Below are 26,436 nucleotides of genomic sequence, written 5' to 3'. Positions count from 1 at the left end.
GTAGACAGCTATTTATCATGATAAATAGAGGTGATGCCATGCAGGACTGGAGTGCAGTTGCGCAAGAGCGGCTGAAGACGATCGCGAAAGCCTCCGAGCCCGGTCCCGGCGTGACCCGGCTGCCGTTCGGTCCCGAGCACGAGGCTGCACTGGAGATCATCACCGGATGGATGGACCAGGCGGACTGCACGGTTACGCGCGATGCGGCGGGCACGCTGATAGGGCGGCGCGCGGGGCCTGCGGGCGCGCCCACGCTCCTGATCGGCTCGCATCAGGACAGCGTGCGTCATGGCGGTGCGTTCGACGGGATCATGGGGGTGGCGCTGGGATGCCTTGCACTCGAAGCGCTTGGCGACCGCACGCTGCCGTTTGCCGTGGAGGTGCTGGCATTCGCCGATGAGGAGGGCGTGCGCTTCCCGACCGCGCTGATCGGGCCGCGCGCGTTGGCGGGCACGCTCGACCAAGGCGTTTTCGCGATGGTGGACAAGGCGGGCGTAAGCCTCGGTGCCGCGCTCGAGGCCTTTGGCGGCGATCCAGAAGGCACGGCGGCGTTGGCGCGCGACCCTGCCACGATCGCAGGCTATCTGGAGCTGCATATCGAGCAAGGCCCGGTGCTTGAGGCCGCGGACAAGCCGCTCGGCGTCGTCACCGCGATTTCCGGGATAGAGCGGCACCAGGTCACGATCACCGGCGAGGCGGGCCATGCGGGCACCGTGCCGATGGAGATGCGCCATGACGCGCTGCTGGCAGCCTCGGACCTGGTGCGCGGGGTGCATGACATGGCGCGCGATCACGGTATCCGGGCGACGGTCGGGCAGCTCGATGTCTCGCCCAACGTGGTCAACGCGATCCCCGCGCGGATCGATCTGACCATCGAGATCCGCGCCGCCGAAGACCCGGCCCGCACCGCGATGGGCGCGGCGCTCAGCCCGCTTTGTGCGCAGATCGCCGAGGCCACGGCGACGCAGATCGAGATTGAGAAGACCTATGCCCAACCCGCCCAAGCCTGCGATGCAGGGCTGCGAGAGGGGCTCGCCGCAGCCGTTCGCACCGCGACCGGAGCGCCCGCGCCCGAGCTGCCGTCGGGGGCGACGCATGACGCCTCCGCGATGGCCGATCTCTGCCCGATCGCAATGCTGTTTGTGCGCTGCAAAGGCGGGATCAGCCACAACCCGGCCGAATATGCGAGTGCCGGGGATATGGGGGCGGCGGTCGACGCACTGGCTGCTTTCCTATCTGGTTTTTGTTCCAACGCCTGAGGCTCGTAGGGCCTTCGACTTGTCACCCCACACAGGCCTGAGCCTCGAAGCGTTCGAGCCAAGCCGCGATGTCTGTCACGCTGAACGGCGCGCAATTGTTGCCCAGTAGAAGTCTTCGCGGAAAGTCGGCTCGATCTCGGTGTCTGCGATCGATTGTGGCGTGGATAACGCGGCAGATTTCGGTGACTTGATTGATAGTGTAGTAGCGGGCGGATTGTTGGTGCATTGGCGTGTTTACTCCGCGCTCGCAATTCGCAGGGGCTATACGACAAGGAATGCCGCCGGCATTGCGGGGTCTGATACGATGTAGTGATAGCCATGCATGAACTACGAAATTCGTAGGAGTGTTAGGCCTCAAATTAGTGAGGCGCAGCGCCGGGGCGTTTCAGTGCGATGAGCCGTCGTTAAGAGCGCCCTCGAAGAAGTTTTTTACAGTAGCGCGCACAGTTGCCTCGACATCGATTTCCACGGGCATGTTGTAGACGTATTTCCGAATAGCGATATAGAACACCGCCCCGTGTAACCCCCAGAGGAGCTCGACCTCATCAGTGTCTGGCGCGTCGCGGTCTTGCGGGTTGTGCCGGGAAGCACGCAATTCTATCGCAGCCGGCTCGATGATCTTCGTTCGAATGATATCGAGGTAGCGTTCGGTCAGGCCGTAGGACTTCAGACCGGATGATACGAAGATTCGAACCCAGTCATAGTCAAACACCCGTTCAGAGTATTCGATGTAGAACTGCGTAAGGCGATCTTGAAGAGAACGGTCGCCTTCGAGCACGAGCGTGTCCCAGTCCGGGTTCCAGCGCTCTAGAAAAACATGCTCGTAGACGCGTTCGATCAGTGCGTCTTTGCTTTCGAAGTGCCGGTAGATGACCGCGTGGGACACGCCCATACGCTTGGCCAATTCGCGTGTCTGGCCCTCAAATCCCGATTCGGCGAAGAACCGGACCGCCTCGCTGACGATCAGTTTTTCGCGTTCTTCCCCGCGCATGTTCTTGCGGCGCGGCCGTTGATTTTCGGTCTTTTTCTCCGAGGTCATGCCTGTCTCTCTTCTCTTATCCCGAGCCTAATGCAAACCATTGTTGTAACCAACTGGTCATTTTTTCTTGACCGGTCCCAATTGTCCTGCATTATAGAAGTTACCAAATGGTCACTTTGTAGCTGGGGAGAGCTGCGGGCCGGAGGAGGATAAGTGAAATTACCATCGTTCGAATACCTGCGTGCGCGCAGTCTTGCTGAGGCATGGGCGCTGCATTCCGACGCGGGAGGCGACGCCGTCTACCTGTCGGGCGGGCACAGTGTCGTGCCCTCGATGGCGCTGCGTCTGCAGGCGCCGTCGCGGCTGATCGACATCTCGCAAATTGCCGAACTGCATGGTGTCGAGCTGCAGGACCAAACGCTGCGCATCGGTGCGATGACCCGTCATGCGGAGGTGCTGGCCAATCCGTTGATCGCGCGCCATGCGCCGCTGCTTTCCCGCGCTGCCCCCCATGTCGCGCACCCTGCAATTCGCAATCGTGGCACGATAGGCGGCAATCTGGCGCTTGCCGATCCGGCATCTGAATTCCCGGCTGCTGTGCTGGCCATGCGGGCGGAGCTTGAGGTCATGGGGCCCGAAGGCCAGCGCATGATCGCCGCCGACGATTTCTTTCTCGACCTTTACGAAACAGCCCTCATCCCCGGCGAAGTGCTGACCGCCATTCACGTGCCGCTCCCTCCCGAAGGACGGCTGTTCGGCTTCGACGAGATCGCGCGTCGCCGGGGCGATTACGCCATGGTGGGCGTTGCCGCACAGGCCGATGTGTCCGATGGCGTGGTTTCCGATGCGTCGGTGACGCTGTTTTCAGTGGGTGTCGCCCCGACGCGCGCCACCGCGGCGCAAGACGCGCTGGAAGGCGCCCCGCTTTCTTCGGACTCCATTGCCCGCGCTCAGGCCGCCTTGGCCACCGATCTCGACCCACCCGACGATCCCGGTTTTCCGGCAGAGCGTCGCCTGCAACTCGCGCGCGTCCTTCTCGGGCGGGTGTTGACCCGGATGGAGGCTGTTCAATGAAGGTTTTGTTGAGCACGACCGTGAATGGCGAACAGGTTCAGGAAGCCGTTCTCCCCCGCACCAGTCTCGCTGATTTCTTGCGCGAGGATCTGGGCCTGACGGGCACGCATCTGGGCTGCGAAATGGGCGCCTGCGGGGCCTGTCTCGTGCTTATGGACGGCGTTCCGGTGCATGCCTGCCTCGTGCTGGCGGTGCAGGCGGAAGGTAGCACGGTCGAGACGATCGAGGGGCTGAATGAGACCGGTGCTGCGGCCGATCTTCAGGCGCATTTCCACGACCGCAACGCGCTGCAATGCGGTTTTTGCACGAATGGAATGCTGATGAGCGCGCAGGCGTTGCTGGAGGCGAACCCGGTGCCGACGCGAGACGAAATCCGCGACGCGCTGTCGGGTAATTACTGCCGCTGCACAGGCTACGAGGCCATCGTGGACGCTATCGACACCACAGCCCGCGACCGCGCAGCCCGGACGGAGGCGGCGAAATGACCCTGCATATCGGCCAGTCGCAGCGCCGCGAGAATGCGCGTCGCCACCTCGCAGGTCGGGGTCGCTTTGTCAGCGATCTCGCTCTGCCGCGCATGCTGCACGCGGTCTTCGTCCGTAGCCCGATGGCAAAGGGTCGGCTGGTCGAGATCGACACGCGCGAAGCCGAACAATCCCCCGGCGTTGTGCGGCTCCTGACAGCCGCCGAGCTGAACGCGCGTTGCAAGCCGTGGGTCGGCACGCTCGATCATTTCGCAGGCATGCAGAGCCCGCCAATGAACATCCTCGCCGAGGAGGAAGTGCTGTGGACCGGCCAGCCAGTGGCGATGATCATCGCCAAGAGCCGGTCCGAGGCCGAGGATGCCGCCGACTTGGTGATGGTGGATATCGAGGATTCCGAGCCGGTGACCGATGGCGCTGCGGCTCTGCAGGACGGCGCGCCCTTGGCGAACAGTGGCGCGCGGGACAATCTTTGTTACGAGGCGCTGTTGGAGACGCCAGCGGTGGACGAGGCCTTTGCCGATGCCGCGCACGTGGTCGAGGCCAGTTTCACCTTCGGCCGCCACACCGCCGTCACGCTCGAGCCGCGCGCGGTGATCGCCGATTTCGACCCGTCGAGTGGCGCGCTCACCGTGCATCACGGGACGCAGACACCCTATCAGTTCCAGGACGTCTATGCGCGCCACTTCGGTCTGCCCGAGGGCAAGGTCCGCGTCATCGCGCCTGATGTGGGCGGCTCGTTCGGCATGAAGCTGCATGTCTATAACGAAGAGATGGGCGCCGTCGCGGCGAGCATGATCCTCGAGCGCCCGGTGCGCTACGTGGCCGACCGGCTGGAGAGCTTTCTTTCCGACATCCACGCTCGCGATCATATCGTGAAAGGCCGCATGGCGCTGGACGCGGAGGGCAAGATCCTCGCGATGGACGTCGATGATCTGGCGCCGGTCGGCGCGGTTTCGGCCTATCCGCGCACCAGCGCTGCCGAGGGCAATCAGGTGATCCGCCTCATGGGCGCTCCCTACAACATGCCTGATTATCGCGGCCGGCTGCAGGTCGCCTTTCAGAACAAGGTGCAGACAAGCCAGTATCGCGCGGTGGGGCATCCCATCGCCTGTGCGGTGACCGAGGCGCTGGTTGAACGGGCGGCGGAGGTCACGGGCCTCGATCCGTTCGAGATCCGTGCCCGCAACCTGATTGCCGACGATGCCTATCCGCATGTGTCGGCCACCGGCTATCAGTTCGAGAATCTCTCGCATCAGGCCAGTCTGGCCAAGCTGCGCGAGATGATGGATCCCGACGCGCTACGTGCCGATCAGGCTCGGCTGCGCGAACAGGGCATCTATCGCGGGTTCGGCATCGCCTCCTTTGTCGAGATCACCAATCCCGGCGCGGCCTTCTACGGCGTCGGCGGGGCGCGGATCTCCGCGCAGGACGGTGCAGTGGTGCGGATGACGCCCTCTGGCGACATCCATTGTGCCATCTCGGTCACCGAGCAAGGGCAGGGCACCGAGACGATCATCGCGCAGGTGGTCGCCGATCAGCTGGGTGTTTCACCCGAACGGGTGAGCGTCACCACGGGCGACACCGCGACCACGCCAAGCGGCGGCGCCACCTGGGCTTGCCGGGGCGCCGGCATCGGCGGCGAGACGGCGCTGCGCGCCGGACGCAAGTTGCGCGAGCGGATTTTGACTTTGGCGGGCGCGCTACTGCAGGCCGATCCGGCGACACTGCGGCTCGAAGATGGCGCGGTTGTCGATGTCGCCACGGGCGAGGCGCGCATCACGCTCGAAGAGATTGGCCGCGTCGCCACCTACCGGCCCGACACGCTGCCCGACGGGGTCGATCATTCGCTGACCGTCGCGCATCATTTCGCGCCCTCCGGCTACCCGTTCGATTTCACCAACGGCATTCAGGGCAGTCTGGTCGAGGTCGATGTGGAGACCGGCATCGTGCGGATCCTGAAACATTGGGTCGTCGAGGATTGCGGTCGCATCATCAACCCGCTTCTGGTCGACGAACAGATCCGCGGCGGCGTCGTGCAGGGGCTTGGCCCCGCCTTCTTCGAGGAATGCCAGTACGACGCCGACGGCCAGCTCACCAACGGGTCGCTCGCCGATTATCTCGTGCCCATGGCCTGCGAGATGCCCGATATCGAAATCGCCCATATCGAGACGCCCACCGAGGACACGATCCTTGGCGCCAAGGGCGTGGGCGAAGCGGGAACCGCCGCTGCCGGCGCCGCCGCGATGAACGCGGTGAATGACGCGCTGCGCCCCTTTGGCGCACGGCTCACCCAGACACCCATGACGCCGCTGCGCATCCTTGATGCGCTCGACGCGGCCCGAAAGCAAAGGACCGATCCATGAAGCTTGAAGGAGAGCAGCTCCTGAGCGCCGACCCCCAGACCGTCTGGGCGGCACTCTTCGACCGTGACGTGCTGGCCGAAGCCATTCCCGGCTGCGAAAGCCTCGAACAGCTAAGCGAAACCGAATTCACTGCTGTGGTGAAGCTCAAGATCGGCCCGGTTTCGGCCCGCTTCAAGGGCGCGGTCACGCTGAGCGATATCGTGCCCGGCCAATCCTGCACGTTGTCCGGCAAAGGCTCGGGTGGGGTCGCGGGGTTCGCCAAGGGGGCGGCGCAGGTGACGCTGGCGCCCGAGGCGGACGGCACGTGGCTTTGCTATGACGCCGATATCGCGGTGGGCGGGAAGCTCGCCTCTCTCGGCAACCGGCTGATCGGCGCCACGGCGCAGAAGCTGACCGACGCCTTTTTTACCAATTTTTCCGATGCGTTGGCCCAACCGGAGGAGGCTGGGCCGACCTGATCCGCTGGCGCGCAGCGAGGTCAGGCCAGACACGAAAAAAAGCGCGTATAACAAGAACCATCCTTGGGAGGAGGATACTAATGACAACCACACGCAGGGCCTTTGTGGCCATGTCCTCGGCAGCCTTGGCGCTGCCCTTTCTGAACACCCGCAGCATCGCGGCTCAGAACATCTCGATTCAGATCGGGTCGAGCCACCCGACCAACAATATCTGGGTCTACGCCATGCAGAACGCACTGCAACCGGCGCTCGAAAAGCTGCTGGCGGATGCGGGCGGCGAGTATTCCGTGAGCTGGAACGAGAACTACGGCGGCACGCTCTACAAGTTCAAGGACACCCGCACGGCGGTGCGCGACGGCATCGTCGATGTCGGCATGGTGGGGACGGTCTGGGAAGGCTCGGCGATGCCGCTGCAGAACGTGACCTATTTCACCCCCTTCGCGAATGTCGATCATAACGTCACCATCGACATCTTCGACAAGCTGACCGACGAGCTGCCGGAGCTGCGCGCAGGGTGGACCGACCAGAACATGGTGCATCTGTCCTCGCTGGTGACCGACAGCTACGACGTCTACGCCAAATTCCCCATCACCTCGGTCGATGACATCCGGAACCGCCGCCTCAACGCGCCGGGCACCTCGGCCAACTGGCTGGCGGAGACCGGCTGCACGCCGGTGGATGGCGCGCTGACCACCTATTACACCGACATCCAGACCGGCGTTTCCGAGGGCACGCTCTCCTTCGCCAGCGGCATCCAGCCCACTCGAGTCTACGAGGTTGCGCCGCATCTGACGCGGGTCGGCTTCGGCTCGATGTATTTCGGCGGGATCGCGGTGAACAAGGGCTTCTACGACCGGCTGCCCGAGCCCGTGCAGGCCGCGCTGAAAGAAGCGGGACGTATCACCTCGCGCGCGCATGGCGACTACATCACGAAACGCACGACCGAGGCGATCACCGAGATGAAGGGCGCCGGGCTGCAGATCACCGAAATGGCCCCTGCAGAGCGCGAACGCTGGGCCGAGACGCTCCCCGACGTCGCGAAGCCTTGGCTTGAGGCCAATGGCGCGGCGGCGGCAACGGTGGCCAAAGCGTATTTTGGCGAACTGGAAGCTCGTGGCATCAAACCTGCCCGTGACTGGACCGCCGGGATCTGAAGCCATGGCTTCGATCCCGCGCGCAACTGAGGGAGCCTCTATGCAACGCGCCAGTCTCCTGGCTACAAGCCTGCCCGCGCTTCGGCGCGGGCTACAGCTTGCCCTGAACGCGATGGCGGCGGTGGGCGTGCTGTGGATTTTTGCCATCATGTTGCTGATCGTCGCCGACGTGGTCGGTCGCAATTTTCTGGCCGCGCCGATCATCGGCGTCGCCGAGATCGCGGCCCGCTCGGTCGTGGCCATCGTCTTCCTGCTGCTGCCGGCTGCCGCGCTGAACGGCACCCTGATCCGGTCGGATTTCCTGATGCGTGGGCTCCAGCGTTTTTCGCCCCGGTCGGTGCGGCTACTGGACAGCCTGTTTGCGCTTGCCGGGGGGGGCATCTTCGGACTGGTGGCGCTGGCCGCCTGGCCCGATACGCATGACGCCTGGGTCAGCTCGGAGTTTTTCGGGGTGCGCGGCGTCTGGACGCTGCCGACCTTCCCTTTCCACCTGTTGGTGGTGCTGGGGGCCTCTGTCACCAGTCTCGCCTGCATCTTTTCGGCCGTCGAGACCCTGCTGAACCGCCCGACTGAGGAGCACTTCTGACATGAGCAGCATCACCATAGGACTGATCCTCATTGGCGTGCTCTTCGCGCTCGTGCTCTTGGGGATGCGCATCGCCGTGGCGCTTCTGGTCGTGGCCTTTGCCGGGGTCTGGATCATTCGCGGCAATTTCGACCTTTCCATGCGGCTCATGTCCATCGCCGCCTACAATGGGGTTGCCAACTATCTCTTCGCGACGATCCCGCTCTTTGTTCTGATGGGGCACCTCGTCAGCATCTCGAATGTGGGCAAGGATACGTTCGACGTCGCCGAGGCGCTGCTGCGCCGCCTGCTTGGCGGCCTCGGCATCGCCACCGTGGCCGCCAACACTGTCTTTGCCGCCGTGACCGGCGTTTCCATCGCCTCGGCAGCGGTTTTCACCAAGGTCGCCGTGCCTGAGATGACGCGCCACGGCTATTCGCCCTCGTTTTCCGCGGGCACCGTCGCGGGCAGTTCGGTTCTCGGCATGCTCATCCCACCGAGCCTGCTTCTGATCATCTACGGTGTGTTGGCCGAGCAATCCATCGGCCGGATGTTCATTGCGGGGCTGGTGCCTGGCGCGCTGCTGGCGACGGGCTTCGTGCTGTGGATCCTGTTGGCCGCGAAATTCGCGCCCGGCATCGTCTTTGCCTCTCCCAAGGCCCAAGAGACCGACCCCGAGGCGCAGGCCTATGATGACCTGTCGACGGGCGAGCTCCTGCGCAAGATCGTCCCGATCATCGTGCTGGTGACCTTCGTTCTCGGCGGGCTCTATTCCGGGTTCTTCACCCCGACGGAAGCCGGGGGCGTCGGAGCCTTCGCGGCGCTGATCATTGCGATCTTCCGGCGTAGCCTGAACCTGCGCGGTTGCTGGGCGGTGCTGAGCCAGACCGGCACCATCTCGGTCGGCATCCTCGCGCTGCTGGTGGCCGCTGGCTTCTACAGCCAGATGCTTGCCGTCGCAGGTATCCCGGCCGCTATCGGCGCCTTTGTGAGCGGCAGCGGCTTTGGCCCGGTCGGGTTCCTGATCGTCTATGTGCTGCTGGTGCTGCTTCTCGGTATGATCCTGGATAGCAGTTCGATCCTGCTGATCGTGGTTCCTATCGCAGCTCCGATCGCGCAGCACCTTGGTTACGACTTGATCCAGTTCGGCATCATCACGGTGATTGCGGTCGAGGTCGGGTTGCTCACACCGCCCTTCGGGATTTCGATCTTCACGGTGCATTCGACGCTTGGAGACCGGAGCGTCTCCCTGGAATCCATCTTTGCCGGTGCGCTGCCCTATGTCGGCGTGATGCTGGGTGTGCTGATCCTCGTGGCCTCCTTTCCAGTGCTGATTATCGGTTAAGAGATCCCAGGCGCTGTGATCGATCTACTCCTCTCTCTCGGGTCAAAGCGCGGCGCGTAGGTCCGGGAGAGAGCGCGAGATTTGAACCTGCGAAGCGAAACCGTCCGAAGACGTCGCGGCGAGTCGCGTTGGCCGCACGCAACGGGATTGGATGAGCTTCGTCGCAAGGAGGCGGGGCGACTTTGGGACGCCGATCCGAGTTCGAGATATGCAGAGAAACGGACATCTTTCTAAGAGGGTAAATGGCATGGATCAGTCAACGACAGTTCTATGCGAGACCGAATGGCCCTTGGCTCGGTTCTTGGGGCCGGGGCCAATGTGTCTGTGTTTCATCAGCCATGTCGAGGGGCCGTCATATCGCCCGCTCGGCTCTGGCATGGCAGTCGATGGTGCCGGGCGGCGGTTCGGCAATTTGTCGTCGGGATGTATCGACGAGGATGTCGCGCTTCACGCGGTGGAGGCGTTGAAAACCGGCGCTCCGACGGTGCTGCGTTACGGGCGCGGGTCGCCTTTCATGGATATTCAACTGCCTTGTGGGGGAGGGCTGGAAGTAACCTTGCTGCCAGCCCCGGATCGTGAGGTTCTGGACGTGGTGCATCGCCGTCTGGTCGCGCGTGAAAATGCGACGCTGACGGTGCTGCCGGATGGCCAGATCGAAAACGGCGCGACGCGCGGCGGTCTGACGATGACCTTGCGCCCCAAAGTGCGGGTTCTGGTCTTTGGCGACGGTCCCGAGCCTCGGGGCTTTTCCGCGCTTGCGCAGGCTGCGGGATTGCCGGTCACGCTATATGCCGGAGCCGAGGAGACGCGCGATGGCATTGCAGGCGCATGCGCGTTTTCCGGCAAGACCTGGCCCGATACGGCCCATGTCGATTATCGCACGGCCGTCACGCTTTTCTTCCACGACCATGAGCGCGAAACCGCACTTTTGACGCATGCCTTGGAGACTCGCGCTTTCTATATCGGGGCGCAGGGAAGCCTTCGGGCGCGTCAATTGCGCGAAGCGGCCTTGAGTGCCGCCGGGGTGGAGGACGCGGGAATTGCGCGGCTTGTCGAACCCTTCGGATATGTCGCACATGCCCGGTCCGCGCAGGAAATGGCCGCTGGTGTGCTTGCTCAGGTGATCGATCACGCCCGGCGCGTCTGACGTAGGCGCGGCGTGATCTCATGTTCCCTTCTCGGGGCTTTTTGGCGGAATTCCTCTCCGACATATCTATCTCGATTTTCAAGTAGGACTCGTAACTAATCATAAATAAATCAGTTATTTATGTTGAATTTGATTCCCCAGGGAAGGCTTTCTTGCTACACATGGTGATACACAAGGCTCTTTCCCGGAGGTGTGCGATGAATATCACCAAGCGCGGCGAAATTTGGCATCTGCGTCGGCGGGTTCCCAAGGAATATGCCTCGGTCGATCCGCGCCGCGAAGTGGTGATCAGCCTTCGGACGGGGTCTGAGACATTGGCGCGAGAGAAGGCCCCGGTGCTCTGGGCCGAGCAGGTCGAGGCCTGGGAGGCGATGCTCGATGGCGACACGGAGGACGCGGAGGCGCGGTTCGCTGCGGCCAAGCGATTTGCTAAGGCGCGAGGCTACCGGTTTCTCGATGCGCGCAAAGTGGCGCGTCTGCCTGTGCAAGAGCTACTCGCGCGTATCGACCTGGTTGCCAGTGACGAGATGCGCGATCCGCTTGGGGCGGATTCGCTCCTAGGTGGGGCAGAGCTGCCGTTGATCACCGTGTCGCGGGCGCTCGAGCTGTTCTGGGGGCTCGCGCGAGACAAGACCCTAGGCAAGAGTGCGGATCAGGTTCGGCGGTGGCGTTACCCGCATATCAAAGCGGTGCAGAATTTCATCGCGGTTGTCGGTGACAAGCCGCTTGATGATCTGACGCGCGATGATTTCCTCGATTTTCGCGATTGGTGGGCAGAGCGAATGGCGTGCGAAGGGCTCACGGCGAATTCCGCGAACAAGGATATGACGCATCTCAGTGCGGTCTTGAGGCGCGTGAACCGCGACAAGCGGCTTGGGCTCGAGCTGCCGCTCGAAGATCTTGGCTTCCGGCAGGGGAAAGCGGCGCGGCGACCTTCCTTCTCGGACGAATGGACCCGGGGCCGCTTGCTGGCCCCCGGTGTGCTCGATGAGTTGGAGCCGCAGGCGCGGGCGATCTTGCTGGTGATGGTGAATACTGGGCTCCGACCGAGTGAGATCGCAGCGCTACGGCCTGAGGAGATCCGGCTCGATGATCCGATTCCGCATTTGCTGTTGCAGCCGATCGGACGGGTTCTGAAGACGCAGAATGCGGAGCGGGTGATGCCGCTTCACGGGGTGTCGCTCGAGGCTATGCGAGCGTTCCCGAATGGGTTTTCGCGTTATCGCGAGAGCTCTGCCACGCTTAGCGCCACGGTGAACACCTATCTGCGGGATGCTGGTCTCCTCGAGAGCGATAGGCATTCTCTCTACAGCCTGCGACATGCGTTTGAGGATCGGATGCTTGCAGCTGAGATCGATGAGCGGATCCGGCGCGACGTGATGGGGCATGCGCTGGGGCGTGAGCGCTACGGGGAGGGCGGGCGACTTGCGGTGATCGCAGGGCTTCTCGAGCCGATCGCATTCTAAGCCGGAAGAGCGGTCAGCTCCGCAGTTTCACCTTTATCAGGGACGCCGGGTCGATATCGAGCGCCTGTGCGAGGCGCCAGACGTTGTCGATGGAGATATTCTGCTCGCTACGCTCCACGGCGCTCAAATAGGTTCTGTTGAGGCCAGATTCGAGCGCTAGACGTTCCTGCGACCATCCACGCTCTGCGCGCAGTGATCTGAGGTTGCTTGCGAGCGTGTCGCGCAGAGGGCTTTTCGGCGTCCGTTTCACCCCCTTGCAATCGCGCAATGTTGGTTTTAGCTCTACCGGTTATAAGAGACATTCGTGCGCTCGCTGATACATCTTTGCAAAGGGACCACCTCGATGGACGCAACTGAAATCGACCCCAGTTTTCTGCTCATTTCCGATCGAGAAATGTATACTCATCGTGATCGCAGTCTTGCCGGATCACTCGGGGATGGGTTTGTCTATCGCCGTATTAAGAACATGCTGGCGGACCCCTTGCTACGTCCGCTCCTCGAGCTGTTGGAGAATGGTGCGACGAGCTACGAAGGCGCGCTCAAACTCAAAGGGCGCGGTTTCCTCGAGACGCGGTCGATGATCGCGCGGCGAGGCCCGTTCAAGGAAGAAGAGTTGCAGTATGTCCTGCTGACGGATGAGGCTTGCAGCTATGCCCATCGCTGGCTCTTCGGGAGAGCGGAGGGGCCTGAGCCGGATCTCGATCCGGCGGAGTCCCTGCTGAAGGCTATTCGGCGCTATCTCGTTGTCGACACCGGTTCTGGTATCGTGGTGGGCCGAGATGTGCTGGAGGTCGCGATCGATTTCGACGATATGAACGTCTTAGGCCGCCTGATCCATCTGGACTACGGGCTTCGTCAACTTTCGGATCCTGGTTTCAGTGACCCGGTTTCTGAGGCGGATTGGATGGAAGCTCGCGCGTATTGGTCCGGGGCGGATAGTGCCGATCGAGTTGGGGCTGCTATCGTATCCTTCGACTCGTCCGAACTCCCGTAAGTGTTCTCGCGAGGAGGGCAGTAGGGCTGCATCCACAGACAGAGTGTCAGTTTTTCTTTCCTTCTGTCGCGACGCGATAGAAAGATCTTCAAACAAAGAGAGCCACGACTTTGGTGTCGTGGCTCTCGCTTTCTGTAAATATCTTGAGGCTTCGAAGCCGACCCTCCCAAGGACGCAGCGAGGCCCTTACCCTTTCGCGCCTTGCCCACGCGCATAGACATCTTCGTAGCGGATGATGTCGTCCTCGCCGAGATAGCTGCCGGTCTGCACTTCGATCAACGTCAGCGGAACTTTCCCCGGGTTCTCCATGCGATGGACGGCACCGAGCGGTATATAGACAGACTGGTTCTCGGTCACGAGTTTCACCTCGTCATCAATGGTCACCTTAGCGGTGCCCTCGACAACGATCCAGTGCTCAGCGCGGTGGTGGTGGCTTTGCAGGCTCAACGCGGCGCCCGGGTGAACGTGGATCCGTTTCACCTGGAAACGTTCACCGACAACGAGGCTCTCATACCAACCCCAGGGGCGGAAGTCGCGGGGTAGGGTCTCGGCTTGCGTAGCCCCCTTGGCCTTCAGCTCGGCAACGGCCTTCTTCACGTCCTGCGCACGGTCCTTATGGGCGACAAGAACCGCATCGGGCATGGCGACGGCGATGATATCCTCAAGCCCGATCCCGACCAGCTCCTGAGCGGTGTCCGTCGAGTGCAGAAGCGTATCGCGACAGTCGATTGCAGTGGCGGGGCCGGTCGCGACGATGCCGTGCTCGTTCGGGCTCCGCTCGCGCCAGACCGCCTGCCAGTCGCCTAAGTCCGACCACGCGCCGCCATAGGGCACGACTGTCAGGTTGTCGGCGCGCTCCATCACCGCGTAGTCGATCGAGATGTCCTCGAGCTGCGCCCAGGGCTCGGGCGCGAGCCGGGTGAAGCCCAGATCGCGCTCGGCGACCTCCACCGCGGCCTTGGTCTGCGCCAGCGTTTCGGGTGCGTGTTTGGCGAAGGCCTCAAGGATCGTCGAAGTAGAGAACAGGAAGATGCCCGCATTCCAGAGATGCATGCCACCCTCGAGCAGCGTCTCGGCCTTGGCCAGATCGGGCTTTTCGACGAAGGATTTCAGCGGTTGTGGGGTTGCGGAGAATTCCGGGTCCGGGGCTTCGCTCAACTCCAACCATCCGTAGCCGGTCTCGGGGCGATCGGGGCGGATGCCGAAGGTGACCAGCTGTCCGGCCTCGGCTGCCGGGGCGGCGGCCTCGACCGCTGCACGGAAACGCGTAGGATCGGGGATGACGTGATCCGAGGGCGCTATCAGCATCAGCGCGCCGGGCTCGCGGACTTCGAGCACCAGCGCGCCGGCGCAGATCGCGGCGGCGGTGTTGCGAGCGGACGGCTCGATCAGGATATCGGCGGGGGCGATTTCGAGCGCGGCCAGTTGTTCGATCACCACGAAGCGGAAATCCGCGCCGGTGATTACGGAAGGTGATGCGAACCCTTCGCCTGCGAGCCGTTTGGCGGAGGCCTGGAACAGGCTCTCTTCGCCCATCAGGTTGACGAATTGTTTGGGGTAGCTCTTGCGCGAGAGCGGCCAGAGGCGCGTGCCCGAGCCGCCGCAGAGGAGGACGGGGTGGATCGTCTTGCTCATAAATCCCTCTCAGGTTCTGGCAGTGTCGTAGTTCGCGAGGAACCAGCGATAAGTCTCGGCGATCCCGTCTTCGAGGCCGATGCGCGCCTGCCAGCCCATCGCTTTCAGGCGGCTGACATCCATCAGCTTGCGCATTGTGCCATCGGGCTTGGAGGTGTCGGTCGTGATCCGCCCTTCGAAACCGGTCACCTTCGCGACCATTTGCGCCAGCTCCAGGATCGAGATGTCGCTGCCCGAGCCTACGTTGATATGGCTCAGCATCGGATCGGTATTCGCGTCATACTCCGCCTTGGGCAGGTCGAGCACGAAGAGCGAGGCCTCGGCCATATCATCGACATGTAGGAACTCGCGCCGCGGCGTGCCGGTGCCCCAGATCGTGACCTCTTCCAGCCCATCCCGCGCGGCCTCGTGGAAGCGCCGGATCAGGGCGGGAAGCACATGGCTGTTCTCCGGGTGGAAGTTGTCGCCCGGCCCGTAGAGGTTCGTGGGCATCACCGAGCGGTAATCGACGCCATGCTGGCGATTGTAGCTCTCGCAAAGCTTGATCCCCGCGATCTTCGCGATCGCATAGGGCTCGTTCGTGGGCTCGAGCGGCCCGGTCAGTAGCGCGTCCTCCGCCATCGGTTGCGGGGCGGCCTTGGGGTAGATGCAGGAAGAGCCGAGCTGCAGGAGTTTCATGACCCCAGCGGCAAAGGCCTGATGGATCACGTTGGCCTCGATCATGAGGTTCTCGTAGATGAACTCGGCCGGATAGGTGTTGTTCGCGTGGATCCCGCCGACCTTGGCCGCGGCGAGGATCACCACGTCAGGTCGCTCCACCTGCATAAACTTGCGCACCGCCGCCTGATTGGTCAGGTCGAGTTCAGAATGCGTGCGGGTGATCAGCTCCAGCGTCTCACCCTTGGTCTTGCGCGTCTCCAGCTGGCGCAGAATTGCGCCGCCCACCATCCCGCGATGGCCTGCGATATAGATCTTGGTCATCGTCTTCGCCTCAGCCTTCGAGCGAGACCGGTAGGTCCAGCCCGTGTTCCTTGAGGAGCGCGTAACGCCGCGCGGCCTTGTGGTCTTCCGCGACCATCTCGGCGCACATCTCCTGCGCGGTGATTTCGGGCACCCAGCCGAGCTTTTCCTTGGCCTTGGATGGGTCACCCAGAAGGGTGTCCACCTCGGCGGGACGGAAGTAACGCGGATCGATCCGCATAACGACATCCCCGACCTCCAGGGCAGGCGCCTTGTCGCCCGCGATAGCTGCAACCGTGGCGATCTCCTCGGTGCCGGAGCCCGAGAATTCCAGCTCGATCCCCAATTCCCGCGCACTCCAGGTGATGAATTCACGCACGGAATACTGCTTTCCGGTGGCAATCACGAAGTCTTCGGGCGTGTCCTGCTGCAGCATCATCCACTGCATCCGAACGTAGTCTTTCGCATGGCCCCAATCGCGCAAGCTATCGATGTTGCCCATGTAGAGGCAGGGTTCCAAACCCAAAGCAATGTTCGACAAGCCGCGCGTGATCTTGCGCGTCACAAAGGTTTCGCCGCGACGGGGGGACTCATGGTTAAACAGAATGCCATTGCAGGCATACATCCCATAGGCCTCGCGATAGTTCACCGCGATCCAGTAGGCGTAGAGCTTGGCGACCGCATAGGGTGAGCGCGGATGGAAAGGCGTGGTTTCTTTCTGCGGGGTTTCTTGGACGAGACCGTAGAGCTCCGAGGTCGACGCCTGGTAAAAGCGGGTTGTCTTCTCGAGGCCGAGGAAGCGGATCGCTTCGAGCATGCGCAGTGTCCCGATCGCGTCGACATCAGCGGTATATTCTGGCGCCTCAAAGGAGACAGCCACATGGGACTGCGCCCCGAGGTTGTAGACCTCGTCCGGTTGGATATCGCGGATCAGGCGGGTGAGGTTCGAGGTGTCAGAGAGATCGCCGTAATGGAGCTTCATTTGGGCGTGGTTGCTGTGCGGATCCTCGTAGATATGGTCGATCCGCTGGGTGTTGAATAGCGAGGCGCGGCGCTTGATGCCGTGGACTTCGTAGCCTTTCTGAAGGAGGAATTCGGCGAGATAGGAGCCGTCTTGGCCGGTGATGCCTGTGATGAGCGCTTTCTTCATTAACTATCCTTCAGTTTTCTGGAGGGACATAGCACAAGTTTGACTGGTTGTTTGAGCCACCGTGTAGGTTGAAAACTGTGCTAATATTGGCGGGAAAAATAAGCGAATGTTGCCTCTAATTCGATTTCTGGAAGGCAGGAGCTGTTCGGCGGGCCGGTTTGCTAAAGATCGAAATAATCGATGATTTTCGTTATGCTAAATTTTTAAATCTAAAGCTATATTTGACCGTAAATTGAAGCCTCGGGAAAGAAGATGAACGGCCGTTTAAGAGGTGTGCGAAAGCCCTGAGAGTATTATGCCTGGAGGCGTGGTCACCGAAGGCCGGTGGCTTAATGATCGAGCGGGTATGCCTCCGGCGATAACGTTGGCCGAAATATCTCGAGTGGCTACGGCGCGGGCTCCAAGAATGGCAAAAGCGCCGATCTCAACACCTGGTCCTACAAAAGCCTCGGCTGCAACCCAAGCGCCTTCGTTAAGCCTAATTTCCCCTGCAACTAAATTGAATTCTTCTTGAGAGTAATCGTGGCTGGCTGTGCAAAGAAAAGCGCGCTGACTGATGACTGTCCCGCGACAAAGTCGGACTGTCGCCACGTTATAGATTTCAGCGCCGTCTCCTATAACAGAGCCCGTCGCCATTTCAAGATTCCAAGGTGCCCAAATGCGGGCCGATGGGTAAATTAGGCAGCCTCTCTCGATGTGTGCTCCGAACACTCGCAATAGCATGCGTCGCCACCGGTGGGCGGTGCGCGGACTAGGGGCGAAAAGAAGAAGCCTCGCAAAACCCCAAAGAGCTCGGAGGGTTTTGTTTCTAGTTCCTAATTTGCGAATAGTAATCGGGTTCATTTTAGAGGTGGCCTCTTGACCGAGCGAGCCGTATTATGTTTGCGGTTTTCGAACTTCTTCCAATCATCAAATAGACGCTTGACGAAGTAAATTGCTGCTGCATAGACGATTGGTCTCGTCATTGCACGGAATCCTTTGTGAAGTCCACTGACAAACCCTAGCATAATAAGGATGCGCATGATTTGGAAAACCAACGCTCGATTTCGAAGAAAGGCCTTGTCGAGGCGGCCGCACAAAGCGCCGTACAAAAGAAATACGACCGCCCCGGAGTATCCGAAAAGGTAAAAAATCTCTCCCAGTGCCGGCGTGGTGACTGAAAGGACGCCCTCGGTACCAAGATCTGAGGTTAAAGATGTTCCCGCTACGGTTGGCATTCCGACTAGTTTTGAAGGTAGCGGCTGCAAGATGCCAAGAAAGTTCATGAAGTTACTCCACCCTTGGACTGCTTCATTTTTGAGAAAAGAGGCCTTGAGGGTGAAGCGATCGGCCGAATTGAGGATGTTGATGTAATTCGGATTGATGTGCCCGGAGAAGATTGGTGCTTTTGGTAGTCCATTAATGTACGCGTCAAAAAAATTTTCAATCCCAGGTGAATATAGGCTCCGAAGGAAGAAGCCGGTAAGGCACAACGATATCCCGAGTGCGATCAAGGCCCCTCCCCAAAGTGCTGACCAACGTATGCGTAGCGACATGCTTATTATAGCAAACACAGCTACTGGGCCACCGGACATCCGGCTAAATGACTGCATGAATGGCAGTGAAAAAATAAAAACAAGCGGGAGAACGCTTAATAGCGAAAGGGCAATGTTGGTCTTGCTGCTGCGCAGGTAAAGTGCAGATAATGCTGCACCGAAAACGCCAAATAAAATTGAGAGGATTCTCGCAATTGCGAGAAGGCGAGCCGCTAATCCACCGCTATTTCCCCATTGTTGGGAGCCGCGCTGTATATTCGAATCTAGCAATGGTCCTAGTCCGCCTAGAGAAAGTAGTAATAGCGTCAATGACAACGTGGCGATAATCACAAGGTGGTAGTATCGAAGCTTTTTGAGCCCTGCGGCACTGGCATTGATGCTAGAGAGTTTCCTCTTCTGCCGTGCGCCGCGAGGTCCAAAGATGCTATAACCGAGCCAGAATGCTATCATCACTAGTGTGGCGTTTAGGATTTCTGTCTCTATGTATTCTGGGCGAAGAAATCGATGTTCCCAACCGCCGAAAAGTAGTTGCCATAACGGGTTGAAAAGATATCCGATTGCAATTGACGTCATAAACGAGAAATGTAGCGATAGAACGCCAACTTGATCATAAATAAGGACTCGGATCACCGCGCCAATATAAACAAGAACCCCAAGTGTCAAAAAAAGTACGGCGTCATTGGTAAGATATGCTTCAATCATTTCGGGATTTGAATATTGAGGAAATGAATGTCGCTGTCTAAACGTTCTATTATTTCAAGCCGCTGAACAGGCGTAAGTCGCCGGCGCCAATTTCCTACTGTTTCAGGAATGGCATTATTTGACAGCCAATCGATTACTGGCTCTGGCCGCCCCAACTCTAAGAAGTCAGTCATCATACGACCCGTTTCTTCAGGTTTTTGGACTACGTCGTCATAGAAAACTTCGAAATAGCGATCATCGCCTAGTTTTCTACCATCGCGCACTGAGGTCATGACCAATTCGCGCCACTGATGACAAAGGCCCGCGATCGGGCCATGAGCCATTACGATTTCTCGCAAGCCAGGCACGCGTTCAGCGTAACGAGTCGAGCCGCCGAACAATGCGATGCGGACCTTCTCGGGCGCCTGATCGAACACGGCTGCGGGAATGCGATCGAGCGGGATGTTGCCACGTTTGATTAGATCGCGCGCATGATTTATGCGACCGAGTAGAACTTGCCCACGAGATGCCGGAGCACCGTCACCTCCGCCAACTTCTTGCCCCGCTTTCTGCAGTTCAACAATCCGGCTTGCGATGTTGTCGAGCGGATTTCGGATAACGTTGATTACTTTGGCCTTGGGGAAGACTCTTAGACAGAACGCGAGTCGAAGTGCATTGGATGGTGTTTTGTCGACGAGCCGCACCTGTTTGGTCTGCGCGCCAGCTTGTCTTTCAAAATGAGCGCGAATATATCCTGCCACCTCGTCGGTGGCTTCTTCCGGACCTCGCACGTCAGTCTTCATTGACCGGATACCCTTGGTCCACACGTATCGCTGTTCGTAAACGTTAAACAGTTCCTCTGAGTGGCCTAGCGCCATCGCGATTAGGTTGGTGCCGGAACGACCAGCTCCGATAAGGAGGACTGGTTGCGTTGCTGAAAGGCAAACCTGTTCACTCACAGTCTTCCCCCTTTAGCGGCCAATTTCTTGTCGAGAGAGTAACCGAGGCGCTTCGCAAATGGACCTAGTATTTCAGTTGCTCGGCTAATTTGACCAGAGTTCCAACTTGTCCAGTTTCCATGACTTGCTTGGAAGCCTTTGAGGCCACGAACCATGGGGTCCTCAGTTCCAAAATTGTGCGAAACTTCGTGGTGACGCAGCATCAATGGGTGAAATTTCTCACCAAGCCCTGCCATTATGTCAGCCATCACTTCTTCTGGCCGCGCGACGACTTCTTCATAGTAAGCTCTGACACAGAGTTCAGGATGCTCTGCTTCAAATGTCATCTGCTTATCATACATTCTTGCCATATGCGCGAGAGTAGCTTCAAATTGATTCGCAGGGTCCGCTTCTTCTCCAGCGCCCGAGAGATCCCATCCTCTCGAAATAACTGAGTGAGCGACATCAAGCGGGTTCCGGTAGATCATTACAAATTGCGCTTGGGGTCCAAACATCGCGTTGAGCTCTTCGAGAATGCTCACGTATTGCGGTGTTTTGTCGGCCCAGCGCCGTTTTCCATGTGTCTTTCGAAATCCTTCGTGTAGTTGCGACGCTTTCGCGACTAGGTCTCGGCGCATGCTCTCTGCGTCATGTCCAAAAGATCGATATCCAGCTAATACCATTGGATCCCGAAGCATACGTGCGTAGTGCTCCAAGAAAAACGTCTCTGGTGGGCAGGCGATTTCGGGGTGAGAATTGAAAACTCTTCGCATTAGCGATGTGCCCGAGCGATGCAAGCCGATCAAAAATATTGGATTTTCACATCTATTTTCGTCGTGAGTAGTGACTATTCGTTCCTGAAACACTATGCGAGGTTGGCTTACTCGCGCGTAAACGCGGCGAAAGCTGTGTTTTGCTCGTCTTATTAACAACGGTTCAAGGCTCCTAATACTTATTTACCAAACAAAGTCCGGCTTTTCTTCGACTCCATTTAGCCATGCGTAAAGACTTTCGAATTGACTTGTGATGTTTGGCCAACTGAACTGCTGTTCAACCAGCTTTCGTCCAGCTTCTCCCATCCTCACGCGGGCTGTGTGGTTCATTGAAAAAAGCTTAACGAGGCCGTTCGCCACGGCTCGGGGACCCGCGTTGCATAGCACTGCGGCTCCTGCGGGGCCGCCTATAGATAAGTTACATTCAGGCGTCATCAGCACTGGAAGAGAATAGGACCAAGCTTCCAGAATGCTCATAGGCAGTCCCTCGGAATAAGACGTAAGCGCAAAGGCTGTCGCGTTTGAAAGCAATTGCGATTTTTGTTTCCCAAATGCTGGTCCGGGGACGCTTATGCGGTCCTCAAGCCCAAGAGCCTTGACGCGCTCCTCAACGTCTTTGCGATGGCCGCCGTCATCCCATCCAGCGATTATGAGCCGCCATCCGTCAGCAAAACTTCCGGCAAGGCTGAAGCCTTCGACTAGGTCCAGAATGCCCTTCTTCGGATGAATGCGACCGAGGAAGAGGAGAACCTTATCTGCCTTCTCATCTGATCTTTGGACCGAAGGTAGGCTCACGCCATTTGGTATGACTGCTATCCGCGCCGCCGGTAACAGATTACGCACGGCATCGGCTTCGGCAGAATTTAGTGCATGGATACAAGAGGCGTTCGCTAGGTTCTTTCCCTCATAGCTAGCTAGCGCGATCCTCTTTTTTAATTTTCCCTGTGTGAGTGCCCAAGGGTCGAGCATTCCGTGCGGTGAAATTACGATTGGAATACCGGCGCGACGCGCTGTGCGTTGTCCTGCGGCGAGGTAAGGAGCCCATATGCCATGAACGTGAAGGATGTGTCCCCGGGTGAGAGAAATCGCTCGAGATACAGCTGTTCGCGTCGAGCACGCCTCAATGTAGGGAGCACGGGCCGACATCGAAGTTGCCTGGTCGGACAGAAGTCGGCCGATGATGCGAGTTTCGTGACCGCGTGCTGCGAAGGAAGCCGCTAGCTCAAAAACTACTTCTGAAACACCGCCGCCACGATTATCCGCATAGTTGGTGAGCTGAGTGATTTTCATCGAGTCGACTTCGCGAGCAGTGATTTGAATATTAGACGGTCCGCGTAACTGACACGAGCGGGCGCCTTTTCAGCTATGCGGGCTGCGTTCTTTAGTCCCGTCGCAAAACGTTGAAGGCCCCAATTCTCTATGATCTGAGCCGACGCCGCGCCCATCTGCGCCGCAAAACTATTTGAGCTGGAGAGTTGGGTCATAAGTTTGGCAAGCCCGTTGAAATCTTTTGGCGCGAAACAAGCACCATTTTCTCCCTTATGAACAAGGTCACCAGCGGCTCCAGCGTTTTTGCTAACTAAAACCGGCAACCCAGCAGCCATTGCCTCGTTGACGACAAGGCCCCATTGCTCAACATGGCTAGGCAAAATAAGTGCGCCAGAAGCATGGTATAGCTCTGGCATTTCGTTATACTCACGAAAGCCAGTAAAAATGACCTTATCATTGAGACCCGCCGACGCCACTAGGCCTTTTAATACTTCGCGTTCCACGCCATCGCCTACCAACATCAGTGGCCAAGCGGCCTCGTCATTGACAACTAAAGAGCGGTAACGCTCGTAAGCATTAATCAGCCCGTCTAGGTTCTTTCGCGAAATGAAGCGAGCTACTGCCAAGAACCGCTGGGCACCCAACTCACCTGGGCGCGGTTTATTTTCCGGTCGGGAAAAATGTTGATTGTCCACTACGTCATAGCCAAGCTCAATTCTAGTTTTGTTTAGTCCAAGCCTTTCGAGGTAGGCCTGTGAATGCCGACCCGCCGTCAGGCCTGCGCCAGAATGAGCGACTACGGCGCGTTTTGCGCGTTCGGCTAACGCATTGCGGGGGGCGTCGAACCAGTTGCTGTCAGACATAATAACAACACGAGCATTGTTTTGATGCGCCCATTCAATTGCAAACAATGAATAGGGCTCAGACCAACCTGGCACAGCCACAATCTGAGCGTTGAGTGTGGTCAGCGCGCGTGCCATGCGTTCTCTAAGTTCGATATTGGTAAGCTTAGGGTCCTCGGCCAACGTTTTTACTGAATAGCCTTCACGAGCTCTAGCGAAACCCCATGCATATGTGTTGTCGCGTTTGAATACTTCGATGGCTGCGAGTGGTAATTGTCGAGATGCTTCGCTTAGGCGAGCATGATGGTATTCGCCAAGGCGATCCCAAATGACGACAGTGCGCTTCGCAGTCATTTGCGTTCGGCTTTTCGGTTAGGAGTAATTTTTTCCACGAACCTCTGACGGCGCGCTAAGTTTCCTGCAATATCGACTTGGCGGGTCGCGAGACTTTCTTTAGCGAGTGCCGAGTTCAGCGCCTTCAGTGCTACCTCTGGCGCATTAAAGTCAATCGAAACATAAGGAACTTTTTCAGATAAAGCCATCCGTTCAAGTAATGAACCGTGACGCACTGCCACCGGACAGCCTGTTTGTAGTGCTCTTCCAAAAATTCCAGATGATTGGTCATACTCCGGTGCATAGGCTGCCCATATAATATCCGCGACCCGGTAAAGGCTAAATAGCTCTTGATCAGAAATCATTCTTGGGATTACCAGGCCGCCAAGCATTTCTAGCCGATCGACTTCCTCCTGCTCTGCCTCTGGGACGCGACCTGCGCAGACAAAAAGAATACGAGATGCGGCATCTCGATCTGTCTCGAGAATGCGCGTGATCATACTCAAGCCTTTTCGCCGGAGCACTGTGCCTGGTAGACAGATCACTTTGCGCCCATTTGCGCTTATAACGATGTTTTCGGCTAAAGGTGTCGACGGCAGGTTCGGGCCTCCGACCTTAATATCTAGGTCCCAGAATTCTGGGTCATGCACCCAGTCACTCGCAATTTCGGCATAATGGGGTGCTACTTCAAATGGCACGATTACAAGCACGTCAGCGATTTTAAGACTCCGAATGATCCGAAAAGCTGTTCGCTTGACTATTTGGATCGGGCGCTTGGTGCCAAAACAAGTTTGTGGTCTGAGAAATAATCCGATTGTCGATTTGGCTGCAAGTCTGCGTAGCGCACTTATGAGGAAAAAGAGTAAATAATCATCGTCGAGGGTCGAAAAGATAACTTGTCGCGAAGCTACGAGATCAAAAATAAGCGATAGAGAGCGCTTCGCTTGCCTTATTTCAAAGCGTGTGAGCCAAGTTAGTGTATCCGCATAGGAGGACTTGTGCCCAAGCGTAGTGCGAAAATATATAATGCCATCTTCCATCATTTCATGTCCCGTTTATACAGGGTCACTTTCTTCCCGAGGGAATTATTGGCCACGGTAGCGCGCTTGAGTTGATGCCCCAGAGCTGCCAGGCACGGACCCAGAGGGCCACGTTCCAGATCACCATCGAGGCGACGGTGGCGCTGGCCGCCCCGACCATACCCCAGTGCGGGATCAGGGCAAAGTTGAGCCCAATGTTGGCCAGCGAGGCGACGAAGGTCACGGTAAGGGTCGAACGCTCTTGCCCTCGCATGTTCAAGAGCACCCCAACGGGGCCGACAAAGGCATTTACCGCCTGGCCCGCAACCAGCACCATCAGGGCCGGCCAGACCCCGACATACTCGGGTCCAAAAGCGGTGGCGATCACCCAACGGCCGGCGAGCGCGGCGAGCGCCAGCGTCAGCACCGCCCCGCTAAACGACATCAGCGCGCTCTGACGGCATTGGCGTTCGACTTCCAGGTCATTGCCGGCGGCCGAGGCGCGCGCGATCGCGGGGGTGACGATGCCGGCAGTGATCATCAGCATGGCCGCCGCGCTCTGGCTGAGCTGCGCGCCGGCGGCATAGAGGCCGACGTTTGCGTCGCTCATCAGCATGCCGATGGCGACGGTATCGAACTTGGTGTTGATGAGACGCACCACGGCCACGCCCGAGAACATCACCGCCGTGCTCGTCCAGGCCAGCAGCCGGGCCGGCGGCACCCGTGCCGGACGGCCGAGCGGCGGCAGAGCGCGGCTCGCGCGGAGGCGAACTTCGATCAGCACGAGCAGGGTGGCGAGCGCATGTAGCCCCATCGCGGTGACCGCAGTCAGCTCTACCCCGACAAGCAGCGCCCCGCCGACCAGCGCGAGGAACAGCACCGGGCGGTAGAGCTGCTGGCCAAGCAGCGATTGCACCACCTTGCCGGTGCCGCGCAGCACCGCCGCCGACTGCGCCAAAAGCGGCATCAACAGGGCCAGCGGCAGGCCGGCGAGAATTACTTTCCACGACGACACTTCGGAGCGACCAAACAGCGGGAGCATCACCGCGATGACGAGGATGAAGGCTAGGCTGAGCCCGACGATCACCACGGTGGCGTGGCGCAGGAAGCGACCGAGCAGCCGGGTGCGGCCCAGCGTGGCCAACCGCGCCACTTCTCGCACGATGAGGTCGGGAAAGCCGAGCTGCGCAATCAGAACGGCAAGACTGATCAGCGCATAGGCGAAGGAATAGGCACCAAAGCCCTGCGGCCCGAGCGCGCGGGCCAGCAGGATCGACAACGCGAACAGCACGCCTGCCGAAGCTAGGCGCACGGCCGAAGACTGGCCAACGGCGCGAAGAAAAGCGCGGTTCATGCGCGCGCCTCCCATACCGGATCGGGCCGCTCGCTCATGCCAATACCTGACAATCGGGCAAGGCGGCTATCCGGGCATCAAGCGCGGCATAGGTCTGTACGAACCTCCCCCGGGTCTCGGCGTCGGCTGCCCCGGCCCCCTTGCGTGCCCGCTTGGGGGGCAAAGCCACCCGCACACCGGTGAAGTCCGACAGGGCGTCCTGATAATCCCACAAGCCGCCGTAGCGCAGGATAATTCGCGGCGTACTCGTCTTTCCGATCCAGCCGTCGAGTTGGTCGGAAAAACGCAGCACGTCGCGTTGGGCCAGTTCGTCAATGGTGCCGGAGGCACGAAGGTGACGGAAGTGTTCGACGATCCAGTCGGGGCCATACCGTGTTTCACAGGACAACACAGAAAGCGCTGCATCGGTTGCCGAGCCAAACAGGAAAACGACCTTGGCGCCGCTGTGATCGGGCAATTCCTCAGCGAGGCCGTGGGTCTTGTAGACGATCCCGGGATGAAAGTCGGCGAAAGCATAGATGCCATAACCCTCTGGTCCGAGTGTGCGCGTCAGAACGATCGAGACAATGAAAAGCACCACAGCTGAGCAAAGCCGCAGCATGGCTCCCTGGCCCACTGTTTTGAAGAAATTGAAGTTCACGCGATTCGACATTGACTT

The 26,436-nt window shown here is 59.4% G+C and carries 24 protein-coding genes; 11 read left to right on the top strand and 13 right to left on the bottom strand.

The genetic code is table 11. From position 1 onward, the window contains the following. Window positions 1-38 precede the first annotated feature (38 nt). The gene (locus BMI85_RS15790) at window positions 39-1,259 is read left to right on the top strand and encodes a M20 family metallo-hydrolase (RefSeq protein ID WP_078601950.1); all 1,221 of its coding nucleotides are present in this window, start codon (window positions 39-41) and stop codon (window positions 1,257-1,259) included. Between the two features lie 385 nt (window positions 1,260-1,644). Here the strand turns inward: BMI85_RS15790 and BMI85_RS15785 are convergent, their stop codons facing one another. Further along, window positions 1,645-2,298 carry a TetR/AcrR family transcriptional regulator gene (locus tag BMI85_RS15785; protein WP_210402184.1) on the bottom strand — a complete coding sequence of 218 codons (654 nt, stop codon included), beginning with the start codon at window positions 2,296-2,298 and terminating at the stop codon, window positions 1,645-1,647. Between the two features lie 153 nt (window positions 2,299-2,451). Here BMI85_RS15785 and BMI85_RS15780 point away from each other — a divergent pair, with 153 nt between their 5' ends. The 9 genes from BMI85_RS15780 to BMI85_RS15740 all read left to right on the top strand — a co-directional run bounded on the left by BMI85_RS15780 (window position 2,452) and on the right by BMI85_RS15740 (window position 12,295). Then, the gene (locus BMI85_RS15780) at window positions 2,452-3,312 is read left to right on the top strand and encodes a xanthine dehydrogenase family protein subunit M (RefSeq protein ID WP_078601949.1); all 861 of its coding nucleotides are present in this window, start codon (window positions 2,452-2,454) and stop codon (window positions 3,310-3,312) included. Continuing rightward, window positions 3,309-3,797: a (2Fe-2S)-binding protein gene (locus BMI85_RS15775; RefSeq protein ID WP_078601948.1), complete on the top strand. Its 489-nt coding sequence runs from the start codon at window positions 3,309-3,311 to the stop codon at window positions 3,795-3,797. Before BMI85_RS15780 ends, BMI85_RS15775 begins: the two co-directional genes overlap by 4 nt. Further along, window positions 3,794-6,160, top strand: a complete 2,367-nt coding sequence (locus BMI85_RS15770; protein ID WP_078601947.1) for a xanthine dehydrogenase family protein molybdopterin-binding subunit — start codon at window positions 3,794-3,796, stop codon at window positions 6,158-6,160. The genes BMI85_RS15775 and BMI85_RS15770 overlap by 4 nt, the downstream gene beginning before the upstream one ends. Then, window positions 6,157-6,618, top strand: coding sequence for a carbon monoxide dehydrogenase subunit G (locus BMI85_RS15765; RefSeq protein ID WP_078601946.1), 462 nt, complete (start codon window positions 6,157-6,159; stop codon window positions 6,616-6,618). The genes BMI85_RS15770 and BMI85_RS15765 overlap by 4 nt, the downstream gene beginning before the upstream one ends. Before the next feature lie 80 nt (window positions 6,619-6,698). Then, entirely contained in the window at window positions 6,699-7,772 is a 1,074-nt protein-coding gene (locus tag BMI85_RS15760) for a C4-dicarboxylate TRAP transporter substrate-binding protein (RefSeq protein WP_078601945.1), read from the top strand. Window positions 7,773-7,812: 40 nt separating this feature from the next. Further along, window positions 7,813-8,358 (top strand): TRAP transporter small permease, encoded by a 546-nt coding sequence (locus BMI85_RS15755; RefSeq protein ID WP_168174801.1) that lies wholly within the window; start codon window positions 7,813-7,815, stop codon window positions 8,356-8,358. Window position 8,359: 1 nt separating this feature from the next. Further along, window positions 8,360-9,682 (top strand): TRAP transporter large permease, encoded by a 1,323-nt coding sequence (locus tag BMI85_RS15750; RefSeq protein WP_078572507.1) that lies wholly within the window; start codon window positions 8,360-8,362, stop codon window positions 9,680-9,682. Between the two features lie 151 nt (window positions 9,683-9,833). Continuing rightward, a complete protein-coding gene (locus tag BMI85_RS15745) occupies window positions 9,834-10,829 on the top strand; it encodes an XdhC family protein (protein WP_078601944.1) in 996 nt (331 codons plus the stop codon). Window positions 10,830-11,026: 197 nt separating this feature from the next. Next, window positions 11,027-12,295: a DUF6538 domain-containing protein gene (locus BMI85_RS15740; RefSeq protein WP_078601943.1), complete on the top strand. Its 1,269-nt coding sequence runs from the start codon at window positions 11,027-11,029 to the stop codon at window positions 12,293-12,295. A 13-nt stretch (window positions 12,296-12,308) separates the two neighbouring features. Here BMI85_RS15740 and BMI85_RS15735 read toward each other — a convergent pair whose 3' ends face one another. Further along, window positions 12,309-12,545: a helix-turn-helix transcriptional regulator gene (locus tag BMI85_RS15735; RefSeq protein ID WP_078572529.1), complete on the bottom strand. Its 237-nt coding sequence runs from the start codon at window positions 12,543-12,545 to the stop codon at window positions 12,309-12,311. 93 nt (window positions 12,546-12,638) lie between these two features. On the opposite strand from BMI85_RS15735, the gene BMI85_RS15730 reads away from it, so the two are divergent. Beyond that, window positions 12,639-13,289, top strand: a complete 651-nt coding sequence (locus BMI85_RS15730) for a hypothetical protein (RefSeq protein WP_143593978.1) — start codon at window positions 12,639-12,641, stop codon at window positions 13,287-13,289. A 186-nt stretch (window positions 13,290-13,475) separates the two neighbouring features. On the opposite strand, the gene BMI85_RS15725 is transcribed toward BMI85_RS15730, so the two are convergent. The 11 genes from BMI85_RS15725 to BMI85_RS15680 form a co-directional block, all read right to left on the bottom strand. Continuing rightward, the gene (locus BMI85_RS15725) at window positions 13,476-14,924 is read right to left on the bottom strand and encodes a mannose-1-phosphate guanylyltransferase/mannose-6-phosphate isomerase (RefSeq protein ID WP_078572511.1); all 1,449 of its coding nucleotides are present in this window, start codon (window positions 14,922-14,924) and stop codon (window positions 13,476-13,478) included. A 9-nt stretch (window positions 14,925-14,933) separates the two neighbouring features. Continuing rightward, window positions 14,934-15,905 (bottom strand): GDP-L-fucose synthase, encoded by a 972-nt coding sequence (locus BMI85_RS15720; RefSeq protein WP_078572512.1) that lies wholly within the window; start codon window positions 15,903-15,905, stop codon window positions 14,934-14,936. A 10-nt stretch (window positions 15,906-15,915) separates the two neighbouring features. Then, complete coding sequence (gene gmd / locus BMI85_RS15715; protein ID WP_078572513.1) at window positions 15,916-17,034, bottom strand: GDP-mannose 4,6-dehydratase; 1,119 nt, start codon at window positions 17,032-17,034, stop codon at window positions 15,916-15,918. A gap of 839 nt (window positions 17,035-17,873) precedes the next feature. After that, entirely contained in the window at window positions 17,874-19,271 is a 1,398-nt protein-coding gene (locus BMI85_RS21175) for a hypothetical protein (RefSeq protein WP_143593979.1), read from the bottom strand. Then, the gene (locus BMI85_RS15705) at window positions 19,268-20,209 is read right to left on the bottom strand and encodes a sulfotransferase (RefSeq protein ID WP_078572515.1); all 942 of its coding nucleotides are present in this window, start codon (window positions 20,207-20,209) and stop codon (window positions 19,268-19,270) included. The genes BMI85_RS21175 and BMI85_RS15705 overlap by 4 nt, the downstream gene beginning before the upstream one ends. Then, entirely contained in the window at window positions 20,206-21,054 is an 849-nt protein-coding gene (locus tag BMI85_RS15700) for a sulfotransferase (RefSeq protein WP_281478361.1), read from the bottom strand. The genes BMI85_RS15705 and BMI85_RS15700 overlap by 4 nt, the downstream gene beginning before the upstream one ends. 90 nt (window positions 21,055-21,144) lie before the next feature. Next, on the bottom strand, window positions 21,145-22,251 hold the full coding sequence (locus BMI85_RS15695) for a glycosyltransferase (RefSeq protein ID WP_078572517.1): 1,107 nt from the start codon (window positions 22,249-22,251) through the stop codon (window positions 21,145-21,147). Next, a complete protein-coding gene (locus BMI85_RS15690; RefSeq protein ID WP_078572518.1) occupies window positions 22,248-23,426 on the bottom strand; it encodes a glycosyltransferase family 4 protein in 1,179 nt (392 codons plus the stop codon). Before BMI85_RS15690 ends, BMI85_RS15695 begins: the two co-directional genes overlap by 4 nt. Then, window positions 23,423-24,445, bottom strand: coding sequence for a glycosyltransferase (locus BMI85_RS21170; protein WP_143595115.1), 1,023 nt, complete (start codon window positions 24,443-24,445; stop codon window positions 23,423-23,425). Before BMI85_RS21170 ends, BMI85_RS15690 begins: the two co-directional genes overlap by 4 nt. Before the next feature lie 25 nt (window positions 24,446-24,470). After that, window positions 24,471-25,778 carry a flippase gene (locus BMI85_RS15685; protein ID WP_168174799.1) on the bottom strand — a complete coding sequence of 436 codons (1,308 nt, stop codon included), beginning with the start codon at window positions 25,776-25,778 and terminating at the stop codon, window positions 24,471-24,473. 34 nt (window positions 25,779-25,812) lie between these two features. Then, the gene (locus tag BMI85_RS15680; RefSeq protein WP_078572520.1) at window positions 25,813-26,430 is read right to left on the bottom strand and encodes a hypothetical protein; all 618 of its coding nucleotides are present in this window, start codon (window positions 26,428-26,430) and stop codon (window positions 25,813-25,815) included. Window positions 26,431-26,436 lie beyond the last annotated feature (6 nt).

The organism is Thioclava sp. DLFJ4-1 (assembly GCF_002020145.1).
Taxonomy (GTDB): domain Bacteria; phylum Pseudomonadota; class Alphaproteobacteria; order Rhodobacterales; family Rhodobacteraceae; genus Thioclava; species Thioclava sediminum.
This window is presented reverse-complemented; position numbering and strand designations above follow the sequence as displayed.